Source organism: Micromonospora sp. NPDC047465, from assembly GCF_040643125.1.
Lineage (GTDB): Bacteria > Actinomycetota > Actinomycetes > Mycobacteriales > Micromonosporaceae > Micromonospora.
Map to the genome: position 1 here is coordinate 51,873 of NZ_JBEYTP010000002.1, position 22,972 is coordinate 74,844.

The window sequence follows — 22,972 nt, forward strand, 5'->3', positions numbered from 1 at the left end:
CCGGGCCCTCCGGCGGTGACCGGGCCTCGCCGGGGGGGGCGTTGGCCGCCGGCCGCGCGGCAGCCGGCCACGGCGGCGGCTAGGGTGTGACGCCGATGCCCTGGCCGGTGAACTCGATCCAGTTGAGGTTGCCGAAACCGCTGGTCGGGCCGCCGGGGACGGTGGTGAACACGAGGTAGAGCCGGTGCGTGCCGCCCGGGTCGGTGATCGGCACGGTGGTGCTGGTGAAGGCGTTGTTGCCGCTGGTCGCGTTGACCGTGGCGGTGGCGACCACCGGCCCGGTGGGCGAGTCGAGCCGGAACTGGACGCCGAAGCGCGGCTGCCCGGCGGTGGCGGCGCTGCCACCGGAGGTACGCAGCGTCACCGACTGGATGTTCGTCAGGTTCACGGTGTTGTTGACCGCGATCCAGTCGCCCGGGTCGAGGCTGCCGCGCTGCTGCCCGCCGCCGGTGTCGGCGCTGGTGCCGACGGTGGTCCCGGACTGGTCCCGGGCGAACTCCACCTGCTGCCGCTTGTCCTGGATGATCTGCTGGTCCACCGTGGTCAGCGCCGGCTGCCCGTTCGCCCCGCCGTCGGTGTAGGACGCGCTGACGACGCCGTAGATGTAGCCGCCGTGGGAGGCGTCGTCGGCCTCCGTGGGCAGCACGCCGGAGCAGCCGAACTGGTTGGCCTCGCCGTGGCCGTGCTCGTCGTGGCCGAGCACGAAGGTGACCTCGACCTTGGCGCAGTCGACCGGCCCGTCCTCGGGGTCGGTGACCGTCACCGACCACGGGATCCCGTCACCCCACTGGAAGAAGCCGCCCTCGAGCGGGGTGTTGACGGTGACGGTCGGCGCGGTGTTGCCCACCGTGATCGTGGTGTTCGCCGACGCGCTCTTGCCGCTGGAGTCGGTCACCGTGAGCCGCGCGGTGTAGACCCCGTTGACCGTGTACGTGTGCGTCGGGTTCGGGTCGACCGAGTCGGTCGTGCCGTTGCCGTCGAAGTCCCAGGCGAACGAGATGGAGTCCGCCGGGTCCGGGTCCTTCGACCCCTCGCTGGAGAAGGCGACGGTCAGCGGGGCGTGACCGTTGGTCGGGGTCGCGTTCAGCACGGCGTTCGGCGCCCGCAGGCCCTTGACGTAGCTGAACTTCAGCATCGCCGCGTCCGGGTTGACGTTGAAGAACCCGTCGCCGTACGTCAGCAGGTAGAAGTTGCCGTCGGCGCCCCACCTCATGTCCATCGGGTTGTCGCAGAGGAACGGCTTGGCCGGCGTGGTGGGCGCCTGCCCGCAGTTCAGCACATTGTTGATCTTCAGGATGTCGCCCTGGGCGTCGAGCCGGACCTCCTTGAGGGTGTCCCGGGTGAACTCGCCGAAGAAGATCGCGCCGTCGAAGTACGCGGGGAACTTCGTCTCCGACCTCAGCTCCGGGTCGAAGTCGTATTTCGCCGCGCCGTGCGGGCCCACGCCGCCGGTGCCGAGTTCGGGGAAGAGCACGGGACAGGTTTGCGTCGGCGTGGACAGGTACGACTCCGGGCACGGCGTCGGGGCCTGGAACGAGTACCAGAGCTCGGACTTCTCCACCGCGGGCAGGTCGGTCAGGCCGGTGTTGTGCCGCGAGGTGTTCCGCGGCGCCGCGCAGTCGAAGGGCGCGACCGGGGAGATCGGGCTGGTGGTCCAGTTCATCTCGATGTACGGCAGGTTCGGCTGCACGCACATCGGCCAGCCGTAGTTCGCCGGCTTGTCGACCACCATCATCCGGCCGGTGCCCGCCGGTCCCCGGCCGACCGCCGCGGTCGAGGAGTCGGGGGAGTAGTCGGTGACGTAGGCGACGTCGTTCTTGTCGAGCGTGATCCGGAACGGGTTCCGGAAGCCCATCGCGTAGATCTCCGGGCGGGTCTTGTCGCCCGGGTCCGCCGCCTCGGGGAACATGTTCCCCTCCGGCACGGTGTAGCTGCCGTCCGCCTGCACCGAGATGCGCAGGATCTTGCCGCGCAGGTCGTTGGTGTTGGCGGAGCTGCGCCGGGCGTCCACGAAGGGCGCCTGGTAGACGCCGGTGGCGCTCACCGAGTCGTTGTGCGGGGAGAAGCCGCCGGAGCCACCGCCGCCGGCCGGGGTGTCGTCGCCGGTGACCAGCCAGAGGTTGTTCTTCGAGTCGAAGGCGATGTCGCCGGCCACGTGGCAGCAGGCCCCCCGGTCGACCGGCACCTGGAGGATCTTCTGCTCCGAGGCCAGGTCCAGGGAGGGCGTCTCGCCGTCGACGAACTTGTACCGGGAGAGCTGGAAGTACCCCTTCCACCGGTCCCAGGCCGCCGGGTCGGTGCTGGTGGTCGGCGCGCCGCCGGCGGGGGTGTCCAGCGGGGGCGCGTAGAAGAGGTAGACCCAGCGGTTGGTGGCGAACTCGCGGTCGATCGCCGGCCCGTACATGCCGTCCTCGCTGTGCGTGTAGACCGGGATCTGCGCGAGCACGGTGGTCTCGTTGCTCTCCGGGTCGTGCAGGCGTACGCCGCCACGGCGGTCGGTCTGGATCACCCGGCCGTCGGGGAGCACGTCGAAGCCGATCGGCTCGTTGACGTTGGGCTGCGCCCCGATCACCGTCATCTGGTAGTTGGCCAGGACGGTGGCGCCGCAGTCGCCGTCGGTGACGCCGGCCGCCCACTGGATGGCGCCGCCGAGGTGGGCCCGCAGGTCGGTGCTGCCGAAGCTCTCCGGCGTCGCGCCGAGCCCGGTGTAGAAGGACCGGCCGCCCTGGTGGTCCTTGCACCAGGTGACCGGGTGGTCGAAGCCCATCGACCCGCCGGCGTACGTCTTCTCGTCCACGGTGGCCAGGACGTGCGAGACGCCCCGGACGTTGGCCGCGAAGTTGTACCACCGGTCGGTGTGCGCCCAGCGCTCCGGCAGGGTCGCGGAGGCCGGGTGCACCCGGTCGGCCACGGTGACCGTGGCCGGGGCCGCAGCCGTGGCGGCGCCCACCGCCCGGGTGCCGAGCACGTCGTCCAGGAAGGACCAGCCCGGCTCGGCCTCGATCGCGGAGTGGACGCCGACGAAGCCGCCGCCGTCGCGGTAGTACCGCTCGAACGCGGCCTGCTGGTCGTCGGCGAGGACGTCGCCGGAGGTGTTCAGGAACACCACGGCGCGGAACTGCTTGAGGTGCGCTTCGTCGAACTTGCGGGCGTCGTCGGTCACCTCGACGGTGAAGCGCCGGTCGTTGCCGAGCTGGCGGATCGCGTCGACGCCGGCGGCGGTGGCGGGGTGGCTGCCGTCCGCCGACCGGGTGAAGACGAGGACCTTGTACTGGATGCCGTTGCTGGTCGGTGCCGGGGCGGCGAGTGCCGGTGCCGGCTGCTGCTGAGCGGTCGCGACGAGCGTCGCGCCGACGAGGGTGAGAAGGCTGAGGTAGGTGGCGGCCCTTCGGCCGATCGGTCTGCGCATCGAACCTCGCTCTGGTCGGGCGGGTCCGCCTCAGCGCCGGGACGTCGCTGAGGAGGTCGCGGGGGAGTACCAAGAGCCTGGCCAGGTTCTACGCAGGACGATATTTGCGCCTCGGACCAAAGTGAAGAGGTTGGCGGCGGAAGTTTTCGATGGATGGGCTGAACTTTCGCTTCAATCGGCGAAAGTGGCGACCGGGATGGGAACCGGGCCGCCGTGACGTGCCCGTACGCACACGAGCGGGCCGGTCACCAGCTGGCGACCGGCCCGCGCGAAGGTGCGATCAGAGGGTGCTGTTGTTGGTGCCCGAGCCGGACGGCTTGCTGCGGGGGGTGGTGGTGGCCGACGTCGACCCGGACGTCGAGCCGGTGCCCGACGAGCCGGAGCCCGCCTTCGCCCCCACCGTGGCCGGCGTCCCGGCGAACGCGTCGTCGGCGGCCGTCAGCTCCTGCTTGTTGCCGTTGCTGCTCAGCTTCTCGCCCAGCTTCGACTGGCCGAGCTTGTCCTTGCCCTCGCTGTAGAGGCGGGTCGCCTGGGCCTGTGCGACGCCGGCCGCCTCCTGGACGGTCGGGTGGTCGAGCACCTTGCGGCCCCGGATCACCAGCTCCTCGTACTTCTCCCGACCGGCACGGGCGCCCAGGACGAATCCCGCAGCCAGCCCGCCAAGAAACATGATCTTTCCGCGCATGGCGGCTCCTTCCGTACCTGACGCGCCGTCGTCCGGCGGCTTACCCCGCCGGAGGTGACCAAATCGCGCCTGTCTCCTCTGTCCGCAGCTAACTACCCATCCTGCTCTCCGCTCATGCCTCCTTGTGCCGTGATGACGATTTGTCTGGTTTATTGTCGTGTCCGTGGGGCACGGGTCGCAGGGGTAACCCCCTGGACCAACACCCCCCGGAGTCCTGTACTCTTGTCCCCGTCGCACGGCGCGGGGAGATCCGCACCGGACGACGCAGCGGTCCCCCGTAGCTCAATTGGCAGAGCAGCCGGCTGTTAACCGGCAGGTTTTTGGTTCGAGTCCAAACGGGGGAGCTTCCACACCTGACGCCCGTCGGCCCCGCCGGCGGGCGTTCGTCGTTCTGTGCTTCCGTCGACCGCCGACGGCTCGATGTTTCGCCCCCCGCCGGCCGCCCGGTTTCCGCCACCGCGGGCGCTCCCGCCCGGCAGGATGGTCGGTGTCGACCTGGACTCCCTCTGCGTCGATCGGTGCGTCGATTCTTGGGGTGGGTGCGGATGCCCGGAAGAGGAGGCCACGGCAGGATCACACTCGTCGCCGTGGCGGTCGTGCTCGCGTGGCTGGCCGTCGGGGCCGTCGCCGGGCCGTTCTCCGGCCGGCTCGGCGAGGTCGCCACGAACGACAACGCCTCGTTCCTGCCCGCCGACGCGGAGGCGACCCGGGCGCAGGAGCTGGCCGGACGGTTCGTCGCGCGGCAGACCACCCCCGCCCTGGTGGTCTACGAACGCGCCGGCGGCATCACCGACGCCGACACGCAGCGGGCGGCTGCCGACGCCACCCGGTTCGCCCAGGTGCCCGGGGTGGTCGGCCCGCTGCCGCCGCCGATCCCCAGCGAGGACGGGCAGGCCCTCCAGGTGGTGGTGCCGATCGACGACGCCGACGGCGAACGGATCGGCACGGTCGTCGAGGAACTGCGCGCCATCGCCGGCGGGGACCGCGACGGGCTGACCGTGGACGTGGCCGGGCCCGCCGGCCTGCTCGCCGACCTCATCGAGGTCTTCTCCGCCATCGACAGCACCCTGCTGGTCGTCACCCTCTGCGTGGTGCTGGTCATCCTGCTCGTCGTCTACCGCAGCCCGATCCTGTGGATCTTCCCGCTGCTCGCCGCCGGGATGTCGTTCGCGCTGGCCGCGGTCTTCGTCTACCTGCTCGCCGACGCCGACGTGATCAAGCTCAACGGGCAGGCGCAGGGCATCCTCACCGTGCTCGTCTTCGGCGCCGGCACCGACTACGCGCTGCTGCTCGTCGCCCGCTACCGCGAGGAACTGCACCGGCACGAGCGCCCCTGGGACGCGATGCGGACCGCCTGGAAGGGCGCCGCCCCGGCGATCGTCGCCTCCGCCGGCACGGTGATCGTGAGCCTGCTCTGCCTGCTGCTGTCCAGCCTGAACTCCAACCGGGCGCTCGGCCCGGTCGCCGCCATCGGCATCGCCGCCACCCTGCTGGTCATGCTCACCTTCCTGCCCGCCCTGCTGGTGCTCGGCGGGCGGTGGGCGTTCTGGCCGCGCCGGCCCCGGCCCGACCAGGCCGACCCGCGCACCGAGCACGGCATCTGGAGCCGGACCGCCGGCTTCGTGGCGCGGCGGGCCCGGCCCGTCTGGGTGCTCACCACCCTCGCGCTGGCCGTGCTCGCGCTGGGGCTGACCCAGCTCGGCGCGACCACGCTCGGGCAGTCCGACCTGTTCACCGAACGCACCGACTCGGTCGCCGGCCAGGAGGTGATCGCCCGGCACTACCCGGCCGGCACCGGCAGCCCCGCCACCATCTTCACCAACCAGCAGGCCGCCGAGCAGGTCGCCGACACGGCCCGCGGCGTGCCCGGGGTGGCCGCCGTCCGGCCCGTCACCGCCGGCCGGACCGGCCCGCCCGACCCGAACGCGCCGCCCACCGTCGTCGACGGCCGGGTGCAACTGGAGGCGACGCTCGCCGACCCGCCGGACAGCGACGGCGCCGAGCGGGCCGTCCGGGAACTGCGGGCGGCGGTGCACGCGGTGCCCGGCTCGGACTCCGTGGTCGGCGGCTTCACCGCGATCAACGTGGACACGTCGGACGCCTCGACGCGGGACCGGAACGTGATCATCCCGGTCGTGCTGGCGGTGATCGCGATCATCCTGGCGCTGCTGCTGCGGGCGCTCCTCGCGCCGATCCTGCTGATCGCGACCGTACTGCTCAGCTTCGCCGCCACCCTCGGCCTCTGCGCGCTGATCTTCCGCCACGTCCTCGACTTCCCCGGCGTGGACACCTCGTTCCCGCTCTTCGCCTTCGTCTTCCTGGTCGCCCTCGGCATCGACTACAACATCTTCCTGATGAGCCGGGTCCGCGAGGAGTCCGTCAGGCGGGGGACCCGCGCCGGCGTCCTCACCGGCCTCGCCGTCACCGGCGGCGTGATCACCTCCGCCGGGGTGGTGCTCGCCGCGACGTTCTCCGCGCTCGCCGTGCTGCCGCTGGTGGTGCTGGTCGAGCTGGGCGTGGCGGTCGCGGTCGGGGTGCTGCTCGACACCATCGTCGTCCGCTCGCTGCTGGTGCCCGCGCTGGCGTACGACATCGGTCCGAAGCTCTGGTGGCCGGGCCGGTTGTCCCGGACGAACGGTGAGCGGGAGGCGCGCCATGCTCGCTGAGACCGACGTCGTCGTGGTCGGCGGCGGCCTGGCCGGCCTGGCCGCGGCCCGGCGGCTGCACCGCGCCGGCGTGCCGTGGCGGCTGCTGGAGGCCGGCGGCCGGCTCGGCGGCCGGGTGGCCACCGACGCGGTCGACGGTTACCTGCTCGACCGGGGCTTCCAGGTGCTCAACACCGCCTATCCGCGGCTCGGCACCCTGCTCGACGTCGACCGGCTGCGCCTCGGCCACTTCACCTCCGGCGTGCTGGTGCGCAAGGGTGACCGGCTCACCCGCCTGGTCAACCCGTTGCGCGAGCCCACCGGCACGCCCGGCACCGCCCTGGCCGGCATCGGGTCGCTGCGCGACCGGCTGCGCCTCGCCGCGCTCGCCGCCGGCTGCGCGACCCTGCCGAAAAGCCGGCTGCTCGCCGCGCCCGAGACCACCACCGAGACCGCGCTGCGCCGCGCCGGCCTCTCCGACACGATCATCGAGGAGTTGCTGCGGCCGTTCCTCTCCGGCGTCTTCGTCGAACGGGAGCTGGAGACCTCCAGCCACGTGCTGTCGATGGTGCTGCGATCCTTCGCCCGGGGCCGGATCGGCCTGCCCGCAGAGGGCATGGCCGCGCTGCCCCGCGCCGTCGCCGACCCGCTGCCCGCCGAACTGATCGACCTGGACACCCCGGTCTCGGCGGTGGCGCCCGGCCGGGTCCGCACCCAGGCCGGCGACATCCGCTGCCGCGCCGTCGTGGTCGCCGTCGACCCGCCGGCGGCGGCCACGCTGCTACCGGCCCTGCCGGCGGTACGCACGCACAGCTACACGACGTACTACCACAGCGCCCAGGAGGCGCCGCTGGACGAGCCGATCCTGCTCGTCGACGGCGACCGGCGGGAGGTCGTCGCGAACACGGTGGTGGTCAGCCGGGCCGCGCCGACGTACGCGCCGGCCGGGCGGCACCTGATCGCCACCTCCGTGGTCGGCCCGTCGGCCCCGCCCGAGCCGACCGTGCGGTCCGAGCTGAGCCGGCTCTACGGGCGGTCCACGGCGGACTGGACCCACCTGACCACCGTGTCGGTCCCGGACGCGCTGCCCGCCGCACCGCCGCCGCAGGGGCGGCTGCGCAAGCCGGTGGCGCTGGGGGAGGGCCTGTTCGTGGCCGGCGACCACCGGGACAGCCCCTCCATCCAGGGCGCGCTGGCCAGTGGCTGGCGCGCCGCCGGGGCCGTCCTGGCGGAGCTGCGCACGGGCTGAACGGAGGGCTCTGCGAGCCGGTGAAGATCACCTATGATCCTCGCCGTGCCCGCACCCCTCCCACCGTCCACCTTCGAACCGGCGGCGGCGTACGCCCAGGTCCGGCCGGTGCGACTAGCTCTGTCGACGCGTGACTGGCCGACCCTGCGCGGGCTCTTCGCGGATCTGGACCCGCACGGCCGGACGCACTTGATCGGCATCGCCGCGCACGCCGGCTCCGTCGAGCCGTTCCTACGCGAGATGGTGGCCGAGGATCCGGACGACGCCCTCGCCGGCACTCTCCTCGGGGCGCACCTGATCCGGGCGGGCTGGCGGATCCGCACCCGCTACAGCGCCCACTACGTCAGCGACGAGCAGTTCGCCCGGTTCCACGAGCGCCTGCGGCAGGCCGAGCAGGTGCTCATCGACGTCACCGCCCGGCACCCGGACGATCCGGCGGCCTGGACGGAGCGGATCACCAGCGCGCGAGGGCTGCAACTCGGTCTTGCGGAGGCCCGTCGCCGCTACGACCGCCTTGCCACGCACCACCCCCACCACCTGCCGGCGCAGGCCGCCCTGTTGCAGCAGCTGTGCCCGAAGTGGGGTGGCACCTGGGAACAGGCGCACGGTTTCGCCCGGGAGTGCGCCGACACCGCGCCCGATGGCGCCCCGAACGCGGTGCTGGTCGTGGAGGCGCACCTGGAGCGGGCGCTGGACTCCGGCAACCTCATCACGGCCAGCGCCTACCTACGCGAGGCGCAGGCGCACCGGGAGATCCACGAGGCGGCAGAGCGGTCGATCTGGCACCGGGAGTTCCGGAACGGCTGGGGCTGGTTGAAGGTACGCAGCACCTTCGCCCAGGCGTTCAGCCTGATGGAGGAGTGGCAGTCGGCGGCGGCACAGTTCGCCGCGATGGGACCGCTGGGCGACGAGGCGATGTTCGGCTACGTGGGCGATGACCCGGCCAGGCAGTTCCAGCGGCTCCGCGAGCAGGCGTACGCGAAGGGCGGGCGGCCGTGATCCAGCAGCTCGATGTTGACGGGGTCCCCACGCTGCTCGCTCCCACCAGCGGGCCGATGCGCGCCGGGCTGACCTTCCGGGTCGGCACCGCCGACGAGACCCTGGCCGGCAGTGGCATCACCCACCTGCTGGAACACCTCGCGCTGGCTCCGCTCGGTCTGGCCGGCTACCACGTCAACGGCGCCACCGCGCCGGTCCTCACGACGTTCCGAATGCAGGGCTCCGAGCGGGACGTCGCCGCCTTCCTCACCGCCGTCTGCGCCAACCTGACCGACCTCCCCACCGGCCGGCTGGAGGTGGAGAAGGACATCCTGCGCACGGAGTACAGCAGCCGGGGTGGCGCGGCCGTGGACGACATCCCGCTGTGGCGCCACGGTGCCCGGGACTTCGGTCTGACCAGCTACCCGGAATGGGGGCTGGGCGCCATCACCGCCGAAGACCTGCGACAGTGGGCGGCCCGCTGGTTCACCCGGGAGAACGCGGTGCTGTGGATCGCCGGAGCCACCGTACCCGCCGGGCTGCGACTGACGTTACCCACGGGCGTGCGGCAGCCGGTGCCGGCGGCATCGTCGGCGCTGCCACAGACCCCCGCGTACTTCGTCGGCGGTTCGCGGGTGGTGGTGCTGGACGCCGTCCTGCGGCGCCGGACCGCCACGAGCGTCTTCGCCGGCGTGCTGGAGCGCGAGCTGTTCCGCTCGCTGCGGCAGGAGGCCGGACTCTCCTACCAGACCACTGCGGCCTACGAGCCACGCGGCGACGGCCACGCGACGCTGCGGGCACTGGCCGACGCGTTGCCGGAGAAGCAGGACGCCGTGCTGGGCGGTTTCGTCGACACGCTCGCCAAGCTGCGAGTCGGCCGGATCGAGCCGGCAGACCTCGACGCGGTCGTGGCCCAGCGGCAGGACCTCCTCCTCAGCGCCGACGTGCATACAGCGCTGCTGCCGTCGTACGCCTTCGACGTGCTGACCGGGGAGCCCACTCTCACCGTCGACGAGCAGCGGGCCGAGCTGAAGTCGGTCACCACCGACGACCTGCACGAGGTCGCGCGAGAGGTGGTGTCCGGCGCGCTGCTCATGGTCCCCCAGGGCCACCGCGCCGACTGGGCCGGCTTTGCCGAAGCACCCACCCGCTCCGTCGAGACGGTGAGCGGGACGGCGTACCGGGAGAAGGAAGGCACCGGCGAGCTGCGCGTCGGCGCGGACGGGGTGAGCTGGCTCGGCCAGGGCGGGCCGCTCACCGTGCCGTACGCGGATTGCGCCCTGATGCTCGCCTGGCCCGACGGCGCCCGTCTGTTCGTCGGCCACGACGGCATCTCGCTGCGGCTCGAACCGACCATGTTCGACCTTCCTGCCGGCACCATCCCTACGATCGACGCCCGGATCCCCGCCGACCGGCAGGTGGCCATGCCGGCCCGCGATCCGGAGCACATCCCGCAACCCCGGTCGGTCCCCATGGCCCGCCGGTGGTGGGAGCGGGTCAAGCGCGCCTGGTTGAGCTTCTCGGTGATGGTCGCCGGGGACACGTCGCGTTGACGGTCACCGGCGAGGCGGCGCTGCGGGCATTCCGCCATCGGGCCCGCTCCGGGGAGCACCGCCGTCGCGGGTCGGCTGCTCGCTGTTATCCTCGCGTTGCCCATCGTGCTGCCATGCGGAGGACGCCGATGAGCGACGGCGCCGGTTCGTGCTGGCCGGTGATCGACCGGGCGGGATAGGATCCGGCGCGGTGCCGGGGCGGTAGCTCAGCCGGTTAGAGCAGGGGACTCATAATCCCTCGGTCGCGGGTTCGAGTCCCGCCCGCCCCACCACGGAACACCCCTGGCCAGTCCTGGTGTCGGTGACCCGGACGAACCGCGTCAAGATCCGGGCCGACGCCGTCGGTCCGCACTGAGTCCGCAGCAGCACGAGCCGTCGCCCGGTCGAGGCGGTCCGCCACCTGGTCCAGGTCGTCTTCGAAGCGCGGCCGGCTCACCCCAACGTAGCCGGTGTAGCCAGCACGCGGACGATCAGCCCGCGCGGCTCCGCCGATCTCGCGTGTTGATCGTGCTCCGGCGAGCAGAGGCACGAGGATGGCGGGCAGCCGGCGACGGCGTAGCTCAGGGGTGTCGGGTGCGGAGCGTGTCGACGAGATGGGCCGTGGCTAATCCCTGGTCGGCCGGTAGGCGTATCACCGATGATTACGACCATGGCCACGACCCGGCAAGCTGACGTGTCTGCCGACGGGGCGCTCGACGGCCACTTGGGTGGCAACGCCGCCTCGATCCGGGCGACGGACCGCGCCCTGGCGAAGGTCGGGTCCGCCGTGGCCGTGGTGCTTGTCGAGGGCATCAGCGACCAGATCGCACTGGAAACGGCCGCAGTGGGTCGCGGCCGGGATCTCGAGGCGGAGCGGGTCGTGATCGTGCCGATCGGCGGGGCGCACGCGATCGGCCGCCTCCTGACGAGGTTGGCCCCCCCTGGGCGCCCGGGTGCGACTTGCCGGTCTGTGTGACCTGCGTGAGGAGGAGATATTCCGGCGCGGACTGGAGGTGACCCGTGTTGGCTCACCCTGCACACGCACCGACATGGAACACCTCGGGTTCTACGTCTGCGTCAAAGATCTGGAGGACGAGCTGATCCGCGCCCTGGGTGCCGCACGGGTCGAAGCGCTCTTCGACTCGCAGGGCGACCTCCGATTGTTCCGCTCGTTCCAGAGCCAGCCCGCCTGGCGCGGCCGGGAGCCCGAAGCGCAGATGTGGCGGTTCCTGCGCAGCAGCTCGCGCCGTAACCTGCGCTACGCACGCCTGCTCGTCGAGGCGGCAGTTGACCGGGATACCTTGCCGCGGCCGCTCGACGCGCTGCTCACCGTCGTTTGACCCACCGAAGGTCCTGCCTTCGACCACGCCGGCGGTGGCTGACGTTGATCCGGCTGTCCGCTTGAGGACTGAGCCGTCTGCGCGGCCGACGCCCTCGGTCAACCTGATCCTTGACGCCGGGTGTCCGCCCGTCGTGGAGATCGGAGGAGCGATGAGGACCCACCCCCGCTGGCGGTCGACCGGCATGATGCTGGTCGCGGCCCTGGCCGCCGCACTGGTCGCCGCCCTGCTGCCCGCCTCGCCCGCGTTCGCGCTGCCGTCCGGCAGCGGTTGGTCGGCCTCGTGGAGTTACTACCACCCCAGCGCCTACCAGTACGCGGGCACCCTGCCGGGCGTGCGGCTGACCGGGTACGCCACCGACAACTCGGGCACCAGCACGACGGTCGGCACCATCGAGGACACCGCCGCCGACTCCCGCTGCGCCCGGGTGATGCTCTACGCCAACGGCGTCGGCTACATCGCCGACCGGACCACCTGCGGCAACGGCAGCTACCTGACCTATTCCACCGGCAGTTACAGCCAGGGGCTCCTGGTGATCGTCTACCGGATGATCCCGGGCACGACCACCCACGACAAGGGCTTCGCCATGTTCGTCCCCGGTTCGTCCGCCGACCCGGAGCTGCGGACCGTGGGCACCGGCGCGAGCTGGTCGTACTACACCTCGACGGCGTTCCAGTACACGGTGACCCGTCCCGGCGTGCGGCTGACCGGCTACGGCGCCCACCAGTACTCGGACCAGCGCTCCTCGCTGAACACGGTGGAGAAGACCGCCGGCACGGTCGGCTGCGCCACGGCCAAGGTCACCGGCGGCGTGACCACCAGCGGCGGCACCTGCGTCAACGGTGGCAGCACGTCCTTCCACCGGTCCGACCTGACCAACAACCTGGAGGCGTCCGCCTGCTACCAGCCGATTCCCGGCACCCAGCGCTGCGTGGCGATCACCATCCCCGAGCCCTGGTGACCCGGCCGACCCGACGCCCCCGGCCGGCCGGGGGCGTCGGGTCCGTCACCGACGGGTCTTGGGCAGGTCGAACTGGTCGGCGGCCTTGCAGTCGCGCGTGCCGCCGACGGCGCCCGGCCCGACCCGGTCGAGCGCCTGGCGCGCCCGGACCCGGCCCAGGTTCCAGGCGTACCAGGGGTCCGGCTCGTCGAGGTCGTCCGCGATCCAGCTCAGGGTGCAGCGGCGCACCGGGTCCGGCAGGCCGGACAGGGCGGGTGTCGCGTCGGCCGAGAGCGCCCGCAGGTACCAGGCGTCGATCTTCCCCGTCTGCTCGTAGCGGGCGATGTTGCGGCGCGCCGCGTAGTCCTCGGGGTTGAGCACGGCCAGGCTCAGCAGCATCGCCACGGCGAGCGCCACGGTCAGCCGGGGGATCCAGGCTCCCCGCCACCGGATCCCGGCCGCCAGGATCATCAGGAAGACGGTGCCGAGCAGCAGCTCGAACGCCATCACGAAGAGACGTTCCCCGGTGAAGCTGTAGACCTTCTGGTACGTGTACATCCGGGACAGCGCCGACACCACGATGACGAAGCCGAACGCGCTGAGCAGGCCGAGCAGGATCCGCAGCAGGTGGCGCTCGACCGGGCGCTCCCGCCGTGCCCACCGGGCCACCCCGGCGAGCACCGCCAGCGTCAGCATCGTGACGACGACGAGCTGCCAGAACCCGCTGCGCGCGTACTCGGCGTAGCTGAGGCCGGCGGTGCGCAGCACGTGCCGCTCTCCGCCGAACAGGACGGTGAACTGCACCGCGACGAAACCGCCGAACAGCAGCGTCAGCGCGGTGATGACCGGTGCCCACTCCACGACGCCGAGGCGGGGCGTGCCGGGCCGGTCCACCGTCGACAGGTCGGGAGGCGCGGCCAGCGTGTAGACGGCGGCGACCGCGCTCAGTCCGCCGATGCCGGCGAGGAAGAGCCATTCGAACCTCGCGCCGGCGTCGACCTCGGGGATGAGCCCGTCGAGCACCACGGAGAAGGCGCCGTCGGCCGACGAGAGGAGCGCGCCGAAGACGACCAGCGCGGCCACCGTGGCCGCGGCGGACCCGACGACGCGACGGGCCAGGCCCGGGCTCGCCGGGGCCTGGAGGTGGCCGCCCACCCACGGCAGCCCCCGCAGCGCCGCGAACGGCGCCGCCACCAGGCTGAACAGGATGGAGCGTACGAGCCGGCCGCCCACGATCGCGAGGGTCGCGCAGCCGAGCGCGCCGAGGACGCAGAACGTCACCAGCCACCAGGCGTTGCGGAAGGCCAGGACCGAGAGCAGCGCCAGCGCGGCGCCCGCCCAGCCGACGCGGACCCAGCGCTCGGCGCGGGGCAGGTCGGCGCCGGTGCGGCGGACCGCGACGACCACCGCGACGGTCAGGATGAGCCAGCCCAGGAACCAGCCGATGCCGGTGCGGGTCAGCGGCACGAAGCACGCCAGCCCCAGCGCTCCGGCGAGGACGGCGGCCGGCACGGACCGGTCCCGCGCCGCCTTCGGGCCCGGCCACCGCGTTTGGAGGAACGACGGCCGGACCGGCGGTGGCTGGTAGCCCCAGTACGGCGGCCACGCGGCCGGCGTAGCGGTCCCGTACGGCGCCTTCTGCGGGGCGGTGGTCGGTGGCGGGGCGGCGACGGGCGTCGGTGTGGCGGCGGGTGCCGGCGCGGCGGCCGGTTGGGGCGGCGTGCTCGCCGCGTGTGCCGGGGTGGCGACGGCGGGCGGCGCGCCGGCAGGCGAGGGAGACGGGTTTCCGGCGGAGGACGCCGTCGCCGCACGCGCGGCCTCCGGCGCCGGCTCGACGGCCGACGGCGAGCCCTTCGCGTCGGCGGCGGCCGACGGGGATGGCCGGGTGTCCGGGTCCGCCTGCCTCGGAACGGCGGCCGGCCGGACCTCGCCGTCCGCCTGCTGCGGCACGGCGGCCGGGCGGACGTCCGGGTCCGCCGACGTCGGGGCGGTGACGGTCGGGTCGGTGCCCGTGCCCGTCGGCGTCGGCGGAGCGGCGGTCGGGTCGGTGTCCGTACCCGCCGGCGTCGGGGCGGCGGTCGGCACCAGCGGAATGAACACGGCGTACCCGCGCGTGCCCGCCGGGATGCTGACCGGGATCGCCCAGGCGGGCGTGCCCTCCGCCCCGGGCCACACCATGGTGGGCGGCGCACCGTCGACGGGCGGCATGACGAGCAGGTACGGCGTCGCGTGCCCGGGGTTCTCACCGTCGGTGCCCGCGGGCCCCCCGGCGGTCTCCGGGGACCCCGGCACCGGTGGCGGCTGGGTCACGGAACCCTCCTCGATCGAATGGTCCGCACACTGTACGACCGATCCCGATCCCCTCGCCGCCCGGTGAACGCTCCGCGATCCGCCCCGCACACGGAGGTGATGCCGGGGGCGCCGGGGTCGGCCGTCCAGGGTGGTCAGGACGGAATCCCGGATCGCGCCGGCGGCCGTTCCGGGAACGCGCACCCAACCGGGTGTGCGGGCCGCCGCCACGAAAGGCGCGGGCCCGCGTTAACCTCCCGGCGCGGCCACCGCGTTCACCTGGCGGGAGGTACGCATGTCCGACAGCCCGCACCCGCCGCCACCGGAGGGCTTCGCCGAGTTCGTGGCGGCCCGGTCCGGCGCCCTGCTGCGCTCGGCGTGGCTGCTGACCGGAGACGCCGGCCGGGCGGAGGACCTGCTCCAGACCGTGCTCGCGGTCGCCTGGCGGCGCTGGCCCGGCATCGTCCACGGCGGGCATCCCGAGGCGTACCTGCGGCGGGCGCTCTTCACCACGTACGCCTCCTGGTGGCGGCGGCGGTGGCGGGGCGAGGTGCCGGCCGCCACGACGCCGGAGACGTGCGGGACCGGGGACGTGGCCGGCGAGTCGGCCGACCGGGACGCGGTGCGCCGCGCGCTGGCCCGGCTCAGCCGCCAGCAGCGGGCGATCGTGGTGCTGCGGTACGTCGAGGACCTGTCCGTGGAGCGGACCGCGCAGGTGCTGGGCTGTTCGGTCAACACGGTCAAGGTGCAGTCCTCGCGCGCCCTGCGCAGCCTGCGCGCCGACCCGGATCTGCGGTTGTTCACCGATCGGGAGGTCGTGCCATGAGTTCTGACGACTCCGACGTCCGGCGGCTGCTCGCCGACGCCGTACCGCCGCTGGCGGCCCCGCCGGACCGGTTGGCGGCGGTCGGCTCCCGGGTCCGCCGGCGCCGGCGGCGGCTGGCGGCCGGCTCGGCGGCGGCCCTGGTCCTGGCGGTGGGGCTGACGGTCGGAGCGCCGCAGCTCGTCGCCGGTGACCGGGGCGGTCCCGGGCCGGCGCCGGTCGCCACCGGCGGGCCGGTCGGCGCGGCGGTCTGCCCCGACGACATCGGCCGGCGGCCCGCGCTGGAGTCGGTGCGCTACGGCGACGACGTGCCACTGGTGCCGGCGGGCGCGGTGGAGGTCACCGCCTGCCAGGTACCGGTCGGTGGCGGGCCGCGGGCGGCGGACCGCGTCGGCCCCCGGGTGCTCACCGTCGGGGTCGACGAGATCGTCGGGCTGCTCAACGCGATGCCACCGAGGCAGACCGGGCCGGACGGGCGGTCCCGGGTGGCCGACCCGACCGACTCGGGGCTGCGGTGCACGCTGGTGGGCCGATACGAGGAGACCGCCTACGTGCTGCGCTACCCCGACCGGGCGCCGGTGACCGTGTGGACCGACGACAACTGCGCGGTCGCGGTCACCGACAGCCACGGGCGAGGGCTGGACCACCGGCTGTTCGGCGCGTTCCTGGACCGGTACCGGGCGCAGCTCGCCGCCGCCACCGACCCGGCCACCGTCGCCACCCCGGCCTGCCGGACGAGCATGCCTGTCGACCGGGTCCGGCTGACCCCCTCGAACCCCGGGCCACCCGACCGGATCGCGGTCAACCAGGCCGGGCACGACACCGTCCTGATGACCCCGCTGGTCGCGTTGGCCGCCTGCCGGTACGAGGTGGACGGCGGGACCGCCCGGCTGGTGCGCGGGGAGACCCGGCGCGACGGGGCGGACGCGCTCCGGCCGGTGCTCAACGCGGCCTTCGCCCGGTCGGTGCCGGCCAGCGACTGCGGCGACTGGCCGGGCTACCCGCCGCCGACCGCGTTCGACACGGTGACCGTGGCGGACGCGACCGGTGCCACCGCCGAGTTCTGGGTCCGGCACACGCCCTGCCGCAGCGCCGTCCGTGCGCACCACCGGGGCAGCGAGCCCACGCCGGAGCTGCTCGCCGCCCTCGCCCGGTTGCTCGGGCCGCCACCCCGCTGACCGTGCCGGCAGGGCCGGGTTGACGGCGCCGGCAGGGCCGGGCTGACCGCGCCGGTGCGGCCGTCTGCACCTTGGCGTCGACCGGGCCGACGGCGGCGACGCGTGGAAACCCGGCGCCGGGCTGACCTGCCGACGGCGGCGCCGGGTGGGGACCCGACGCCGCCGGGCCGGTCAGACGTACGGCCGGGTGGCGTACGCGGCCCGCAGCGCGGCCAGCCCCGCCGGCTTCGGCGCCAGCGTGCCCCAGCCGGAGTTGAAATAATTGGTGCACACGATCCTCGGGCCCCGCTCGGCGTTGAGCTGGGCGATCGCGGCCGGCACAGTGGCGATCCAGGCCGCCTGGTCCGGGATTTCCGCCACCCGTACGCCCCACTCGGCGATGATCACCGGCCGGGAGAGCGCGACCGGGCCGAGGTCGGCCACCGCCCAGTCCTTCGCCCGGCGGAACCGGGCCAGCGCCGTGTGCGTGGGGCTGGTGGCGTAGACGTTCCACTGGAGGAAGTCGAGTTTCGCCATCAGCGCCTCGGGATGGGTGCGCTGGAAGCAGCCCCGGTCGAAGCCGCCCACCCCCACCGAGAAGGTGGTGCCGGCGGGAAGTTGTCGCGCCTTGAACCAGTTAACGATGTACGTCATCGCCTGCACCGCCCGGGCGTCCGACTGGGCCCAGGTGTAGCTGACACCCGCCTCGGTGGTGCCGAACTCGTGGTCGGTGTCCAGTTCGGAGGCGAGCTGGATGTTCACCCCGAACCCCATGGTCCGGTACTGGGACAGGGCACGGGCGAGCAGCCCGTCGCAGTGCCCGGCGAGGACCTGGCTGTAGCCGTACGCCCGGGGCCAGGTCGTGCCGGGCCGCTGCTGGATGGTCATCGCGGGCGCCGGGACGGTGTAGCTGACGCCGTCCACGGTGAAGGACTGCGGCCCGAAGTTGGGCGCGCCGTAGTGCTTCAGCTCCAGCACCATGTTCACCCGCACCCCGGCCTTGCCCAGCGTGACCAGCCACGGTCGCTGGTAGCCGGGGAAGGTGTAGCCGTCGGCGAGGCTGCGGTACTGGGTCAGCGAGCGGAAGTTCCCGCCGGCCATGTCGGCCGTCGGGTCGGCGCCGCCGGAGAGGTAGTAGCCGCCCAGCACCGGCGGAGCGATCGTGTAGTCGGCGGTGGCGGTGGCGGTGCGCCCGCCGTTGTCGCGCACCGTGACGGTGACCCGGGGCATCACGCCACCGCCCGGTAGACGGCCACCGAGCCGTTGTCCGACAGCCGGGTCCAGGTGCGGCCCGAGTCGTCGGTGACGGTGACGGTGAGCGGGTCGACGACGGCGGTGACCTTGACCGGGGCGCTGCTGTTGCCCTGCGCGTCGGTGACCACGATCGTGACGGTCACCGGCTTCGTGTCGGCGTCGCCGTAGGTGACCGTCAGGGTCATCTGGTCGCCGGGCGAGTAGGTAGAGGCGTTCAGGGACGCGGTCGCGGTGGGAGCGGCCATTGCCGGCTCCTCTCGTGCTCGGTCGCCGGACCGGCTCCGGCGCGTGGTCACGGCCGGTCCGGCTGCGGAGGGATCGGGGTCGGGCGCAGGCCGGCCGCCGGGCACGCGACGGCGCGGCCGGGGACCGGTCGGGGGTACGACTCGCCGACCGCGCTCGGCTCGGGGTCGCCGCGCGCGGCCCGACGGCCGCCGGAGTGGGTGACGTCGGTGTCGGTGAGGCGGCACCGGCCCTGGCGCCCGGGACGGTGGCTGCCGGAGCGCGGCCTCGCGGTGCGCGGGCCGGTCGGCGCTGCGTTACGCCGGGGGCCGTCGCGGGGCCGGGCTCGGTGGTGGCGGCGTCGGCGGGGACGGTGCTGTCCCCGCCGGACCCGAGGAATGGGATGTGGCCCGCCATCCTTACGCCTCTCACCTGCTACAACAGTGCGACGCCGAGGTGGCCGGCGTCCTGTCCGCTACCCGACCGCCGTTCCGTCAGCCAGACGACTGCGGTCACCGTGGAACTGTGCGGTACGCGTCGTCGCCGACCGGGACGGCGCTACGGGTTCGCTGCGCTGCGCTGCCGGTTCGCCACGTTGCGGGTTCGCCGGGCGGCGTCCGGGTTCGCCGGGCGGCGTCCGGGTTCGCCGGGCGGCGTCCGGGGCAGTCGGGCGGCGTCCGGGTTCGCCGGGCGGCGTCCGGGGTGCTCGGGCGGCGTCCGGGGCGCTCGGGCGAAATTCGGCCGGGCCCCGCCCCGGCGTCAGTAGGCCAGCTCCACCGGCCGGCCGAGCACCCGGGCGCCGTTGTTGCCGAGCCAGCCCTCGGCCGCCGCCGCGTGCTGGCTGAAGGTGTGGATGTCCCGGAACCGCCGCTGGAGCGGGGACGAGTCCCGGGCCGCCCCGCCGCCGGCCGCCCGGTAGCAGGTGTCGACCGCGGCGGCGGCCCGCTCGGACACCCACGGCAGGGCGGCGGAGATCCGGGGGTGCAGCCCGGGGATCGCCGCCGGGTCCGTGGCGCACGCCGCCCAGAGGTCGTCGGCCAGGTCCCGCAACAACGCCCGCGCCGCCCGCACGTCGAGGTCGGCGCGACCGAGCTGAAGGCGGAAGGCGGGCGAGTCGGCCAGCGACTGCCGGGCGTAGAGGCGCTGCCGGCCGCCGTCGAGCAGCGCGACCATGTCGTCCAGCGCGCCCTGCGCGATGCCGACCGCCACCGCACCGAGGTGCAGGACGAAGTGGACCAGCGGCGCCACGAACCCCGGCCCCGGCACGCAGGGCGCACCGGTGAACAGGTCGAAGCTCTCCTCCGCCGGGCAGAACGCGGAGGCCACCTCGACGTCGTGGCTGCCGGTGCCGCGCAGGCCCAGCGCGTGCCACGTGTCGTGCACCGTGAACCGGGAGGCCGGGAAGAGCATCGAACGCACCTCCGGCGGCGCCCCCGCCGGTCCGGGCAGCGGCTCGCCGTCCCCGGTCAGCACGCAGTTGCCGAAGATCCAGTCGGCGTGTCGCGCCCCGCTCGCGTACGCCCACCGGCCGGTGACCTGGAAGCCGCCGTCGGCCAGCTCGGCCCGCCCCTGCGGGGCGAAGCCGCCCGCGACGACCACGTCCGGCCCGTCGGCGTAGAGCTTGTCGAACCGGTCGCGCGGCAGCATCGCCAGCAGGTGCGGCGTCTCCGCGCCGATCATCACCGTCCACCCCGTCGAGCCGTCCGCCCGCGCCAGCGTCTCCAGCACCCGCAGCCCGGTGCGCAGGTCCGCCTCGTACCCGCCGTGGCTGCGGGGAACGAACATCCGGAAGCAGCCGGCCGCCCGGAGCGCGTCGAGCAGGTCGGCGGGGAGCGCCCGGGCCGCCTCGATCTCCCCGGCCCGCCGGGACACCTCCGGGACCAGCGCGTCCACCGCCCCGACCAGCCCGTCCCGGTGCCGCTCCTCCATGGGTTCCTCCTCGCGTCGTGGCTCACCCACCACGGTGGACCCGTCGGCGACCCGGGGGCCAGGGACACCGGCACCGGATGCCCGGGACATCCCGCGCCGCGCGGTGTCCACCCGGCCGGGACGAACCGGCCCGCATCGCAGCGACTGTCGCCGGACCGACATTCGGACTGGAACGTCGGGGGATCACCAACCGGCCCCGCGACTGCCAGGATTCTCGGCATGTCGGTCCAGCAGCCCCCGCCCGCGGCGACCCACGGCGACCGCCGGCACCCGGTCGCCGCCTGGCTCGTCCTCGTCGGCTGTGCGCTGCTGCTCGTCGCCACCGCCGTCTGCTGGGTGCTCGCCCGCCGGCCTTGGGGGCTGTCCCAGCTCTACTTCCTGGTCGACTTCACCGACTGCGCCGTCTACGGCGTGGTCGCCTGGCTGATCCTGCTGCGCCGGGGTCACCCGGTCGCCTGGCTGCTCGCCGCCACCGGGCTCGGCGGCGGGTTCGCCGCGCTCAGCGCCCAGTACGTCGACCTGCTCGGGGTGCACCCCGGGCTGCCCGACCCGGTGCTGCTCACCTCGGCCCGGCACTGGGCCTGGGCGCCGGGGATGCTCTCGCTGATCGTGGTGCTGCCCTGGCTGGTCCGGGAGGGGCGGCTGCCGCGGCCGGCCCGGGCGGCGGTACTGGCCGGCGCCATGGTCGTCGCCGGCTACGTGTTGTTCCAGCTCACCTGGCCCGGGCCGGGCGCGGCCGGGTCGGGCGCGCCGCTGCCGATCGCCAGCGCCGGATGGGCGGAGTTCATCGAGCGGGTGCAGCCGGCCCTGCTGGCGGCCGTCCCCGCGCTCGGGCTGCTCACCGCCGCCGGGGTCGCCGCCCGCCGTCGCCGGGGCGCGCCCGCCGAGCGCGTCGGGCTGGGCTGGCTGGCCGTCGGCACGCTGCTGCTCGCCCTGAGCTTCGCGCCGGTGGCCCTCCCGGAGGGCTGGGCCCGGCCGGTGCCCGACGAGGCGGCCCCCGTCGCGATGCTCGCCTCGCAGGCGTTCTTCCCGGCCGCCGTACTGGCGGTGGTGCTCCGGCAGCGGCTGTGGGGCATCGAGATCGCCGTCCGTCGCACCCTGGTCTGGTTCCTCATGACGTTCCTGCTGGTCGCCGCGTACGTGCTGGGGGTGTCGGTGCTGGACGCGCTGCTGCCGGCCACCCCGGCGGTGCCCGGGGCGCTCGTCACGGCGCTGGTCGCGATCGGCGTGCAGCCGGGCCGGATCCGGGTGCAGCGCCGGGTGGACCAGCTGATCCACGGCGCGGCGGCCGAGCCGCTGCGCGTGGTGCGCCGCGTCGGGCACCGCATCAGCGCGACCGGGGACGCGGCCGACGTGCTCACCGAGGTGGCGCGCAGCCTGACCGACCTGTTGCGCCTCGGCGCCTGCGCCATCGAGGTGGACGGGCCCGAGGGCTGCTCCGCGCGGGCCGAGTCGGCCGGGCCGCCCGGCGCGCCGCTGGTGCTGCCGCTGCGCCGGGGGGAGCGCGAGGTGGGCCGGCTCACCGCGTGGGCCCGGGCGGGGGAGCGGCTGGACGGGCGCACCCGGGCCGCGCTGCTCGACCTGGTGCCGCTGGTCTCCTCCGCGGCGAGCCTCGCCGCGACCAGCGGCGCGCTGGCCGCGTCCCGGGCCCGGCTGGCCGAGGCCCGCGACTCGGAGCGGCGCAAGCTGCGCCGGGACCTGCACGACGGTCTCGGGCCGGCGCTGGCCGGGGTGGCGCTCGGCGTGCAGGCCGCCCGGAACCTGCTCGCCGTCGACCCGGACGCGGCCGGCCGGCTGCTGGACCGGCTGCGCGACGAGATGGACCAGAGCGTCGAGCAGGTCCGCGACCTCGCCCGGGGTCTGCTGCCGCCGGTGCTGGGCGAGCGGGGCCTGGTGCCGGCCGTGCACGAGCTGGCCCGGCGGTACGACGGCGCGCCGCTCCTGGTCGAGGTCGACGCGGACCCGCTGCCGCTGCCCGAGCCGGTGGCCACCGCCGTGTACGGCATCGTGGCCGAGGCGCTGCGCAACGCGCACCGGCACGCCGCCGCCCGGACCTGTCGCATCGCGCTGATCGTGGACGAGGCGGGCCTCACGCTCACCGTCGCCGACGACGGGGCCGGGATCCCGCCGGGGGCACCGCCCGGCGTCGGCATGCTGTCGATGCGCGAGCGGGCCGAGGGGGTGGGCGGGACGTGCGCGGTCGGTCCGGGGCCGGCCGGGGGCACCCTGGTCAGCGTCCGGGTGCCCGCCGACCGGTGCGCCGTGCCCAGCCGCGCCCCGGCGGAGCGGCCCCCGGACCACGCGCCGTGGCCGCTGGAGGGCGCGGGCACCGCCGGCACGGGCCCGACGAGCCCGCCGCACGTCGCGGTGCCGTCGCGCGAGGCAGGATCAGCAACGCCACCGCCGCACCCAGGCCGAGCGTCGGTGGTGTCGACGCCCGACGGCGCGGCGTCGCCGGGCCCCGGCGACCGGACGGCCGTCGACCTGGCTGCGGGCCGGACGGTGGGGGTGGCGTCGTGA

General features: G+C 74.3%; 16 protein-coding genes and 2 tRNA genes. 12 read left to right on the forward strand and 6 right to left on the reverse strand.

Annotated elements, in window-relative coordinates; all coding sequences use genetic code 11:
* Positions 1–79 precede the first annotated feature (79 nt).
* Together ABZ793_RS02545 and ABZ793_RS02550 are read right to left on the reverse strand one after the other, a co-directional pair.
* Entirely contained in the window at positions 80–3,409 is a 3,330-nt protein-coding gene (locus ABZ793_RS02545) for a ThuA domain-containing protein (protein ID WP_357450776.1), read from the reverse strand.
* A 280-nt stretch (positions 3,410–3,689) separates the two neighbouring features.
* A complete protein-coding gene (locus ABZ793_RS02550; protein WP_357450779.1) occupies positions 3,690–4,094 on the reverse strand; it encodes a hypothetical protein in 405 nt (134 codons plus the stop codon).
* A 271-nt stretch (positions 4,095–4,365) separates the two neighbouring features.
* On the opposite strand from ABZ793_RS02550, the gene ABZ793_RS02555 reads away from it, so the two are divergent.
* The 9 genes from ABZ793_RS02555 (at position 4,366) to ABZ793_RS02595 (ending at position 12,799) form a co-directional block, all read left to right on the forward strand.
* Positions 4,366–4,438 (forward strand) — tRNA-Asn (locus tag ABZ793_RS02555).
* 201 nt (positions 4,439–4,639) lie between these two features.
* Positions 4,640–6,760: an MMPL family transporter gene (locus tag ABZ793_RS02560; RefSeq protein WP_357450782.1), complete on the forward strand. Its 2,121-nt coding sequence runs from the start codon at positions 4,640–4,642 to the stop codon at positions 6,758–6,760.
* Positions 6,750–7,988, forward strand: a complete 1,239-nt coding sequence (locus ABZ793_RS02565) for an NAD(P)/FAD-dependent oxidoreductase (RefSeq protein ID WP_357450784.1) — start codon at positions 6,750–6,752, stop codon at positions 7,986–7,988. The genes ABZ793_RS02560 and ABZ793_RS02565 overlap by 11 nt, the downstream gene beginning before the upstream one ends.
* Before the next feature lie 45 nt (positions 7,989–8,033).
* Entirely contained in the window at positions 8,034–8,987 is a 954-nt protein-coding gene (locus ABZ793_RS02570) for a hypothetical protein (RefSeq protein WP_357450787.1), read from the forward strand.
* Complete coding sequence (locus tag ABZ793_RS02575) at positions 8,984–10,519, forward strand: insulinase family protein (RefSeq protein WP_357450790.1); 1,536 nt, start codon at positions 8,984–8,986, stop codon at positions 10,517–10,519. Before ABZ793_RS02570 ends, ABZ793_RS02575 begins: the two co-directional genes overlap by 4 nt.
* A gap of 195 nt (positions 10,520–10,714) precedes the next feature.
* A tRNA-Ile gene (locus ABZ793_RS02580) sits at positions 10,715–10,791 on the forward strand.
* Between the two features lie 377 nt (positions 10,792–11,168).
* Positions 11,169–11,474 carry a TOPRIM nucleotidyl transferase/hydrolase domain-containing protein gene (locus tag ABZ793_RS02585; protein ID WP_357450793.1) on the forward strand — a complete coding sequence of 102 codons (306 nt, stop codon included), beginning with the start codon at positions 11,169–11,171 and terminating at the stop codon, positions 11,472–11,474.
* A gap of 73 nt (positions 11,475–11,547) precedes the next feature.
* Positions 11,548–11,838: a hypothetical protein gene (locus tag ABZ793_RS02590; protein ID WP_357450796.1), complete on the forward strand. Its 291-nt coding sequence runs from the start codon at positions 11,548–11,550 to the stop codon at positions 11,836–11,838.
* Between the two features lie 151 nt (positions 11,839–11,989).
* Positions 11,990–12,799, forward strand: a complete 810-nt coding sequence (locus ABZ793_RS02595; RefSeq protein ID WP_357450800.1) for a hypothetical protein — start codon at positions 11,990–11,992, stop codon at positions 12,797–12,799.
* Between the two features lie 45 nt (positions 12,800–12,844).
* On the opposite strand, the gene ABZ793_RS02600 is transcribed toward ABZ793_RS02595, so the two are convergent.
* Positions 12,845–15,088, reverse strand: a complete 2,244-nt coding sequence (locus tag ABZ793_RS02600) for a DUF4173 domain-containing protein (protein ID WP_357450803.1) — start codon at positions 15,086–15,088, stop codon at positions 12,845–12,847.
* A gap of 274 nt (positions 15,089–15,362) precedes the next feature.
* On the opposite strand from ABZ793_RS02600, the gene ABZ793_RS02605 reads away from it, so the two are divergent.
* Together ABZ793_RS02605 and ABZ793_RS02610 are read left to right on the forward strand one after the other, a co-directional pair.
* Positions 15,363–15,893 carry a SigE family RNA polymerase sigma factor gene (locus ABZ793_RS02605; RefSeq protein ID WP_357450806.1) on the forward strand — a complete coding sequence of 177 codons (531 nt, stop codon included), beginning with the start codon at positions 15,363–15,365 and terminating at the stop codon, positions 15,891–15,893.
* A complete protein-coding gene (locus ABZ793_RS02610; RefSeq protein ID WP_357450809.1) occupies positions 15,890–17,068 on the forward strand; it encodes a hypothetical protein in 1,179 nt (392 codons plus the stop codon). Before ABZ793_RS02605 ends, ABZ793_RS02610 begins: the two co-directional genes overlap by 4 nt.
* A gap of 171 nt (positions 17,069–17,239) precedes the next feature.
* Here ABZ793_RS02610 and ABZ793_RS02615 read toward each other — a convergent pair whose 3' ends face one another.
* The 3 genes from ABZ793_RS02615 to ABZ793_RS02625 form a co-directional block, all read right to left on the reverse strand.
* Entirely contained in the window at positions 17,240–18,277 is a 1,038-nt protein-coding gene (locus ABZ793_RS02615) for a hypothetical protein (RefSeq protein WP_357450812.1), read from the reverse strand.
* On the reverse strand, positions 18,277–18,546 hold the full coding sequence (locus tag ABZ793_RS02620; protein ID WP_350712507.1) for a hypothetical protein: 270 nt from the start codon (positions 18,544–18,546) through the stop codon (positions 18,277–18,279). Before ABZ793_RS02620 ends, ABZ793_RS02615 begins: the two co-directional genes overlap by 1 nt.
* Before the next feature lie 736 nt (positions 18,547–19,282).
* Complete coding sequence (locus tag ABZ793_RS02625) at positions 19,283–20,452, reverse strand: acyl-CoA dehydrogenase family protein (protein ID WP_357450815.1); 1,170 nt, start codon at positions 20,450–20,452, stop codon at positions 19,283–19,285.
* A gap of 219 nt (positions 20,453–20,671) precedes the next feature.
* Here ABZ793_RS02625 and ABZ793_RS02630 point away from each other — a divergent pair, with 219 nt between their 5' ends.
* Positions 20,672–22,972: a sensor histidine kinase gene (locus ABZ793_RS02630; RefSeq protein ID WP_357450818.1), complete on the forward strand. Its 2,301-nt coding sequence runs from the start codon at positions 20,672–20,674 to the stop codon at positions 22,970–22,972.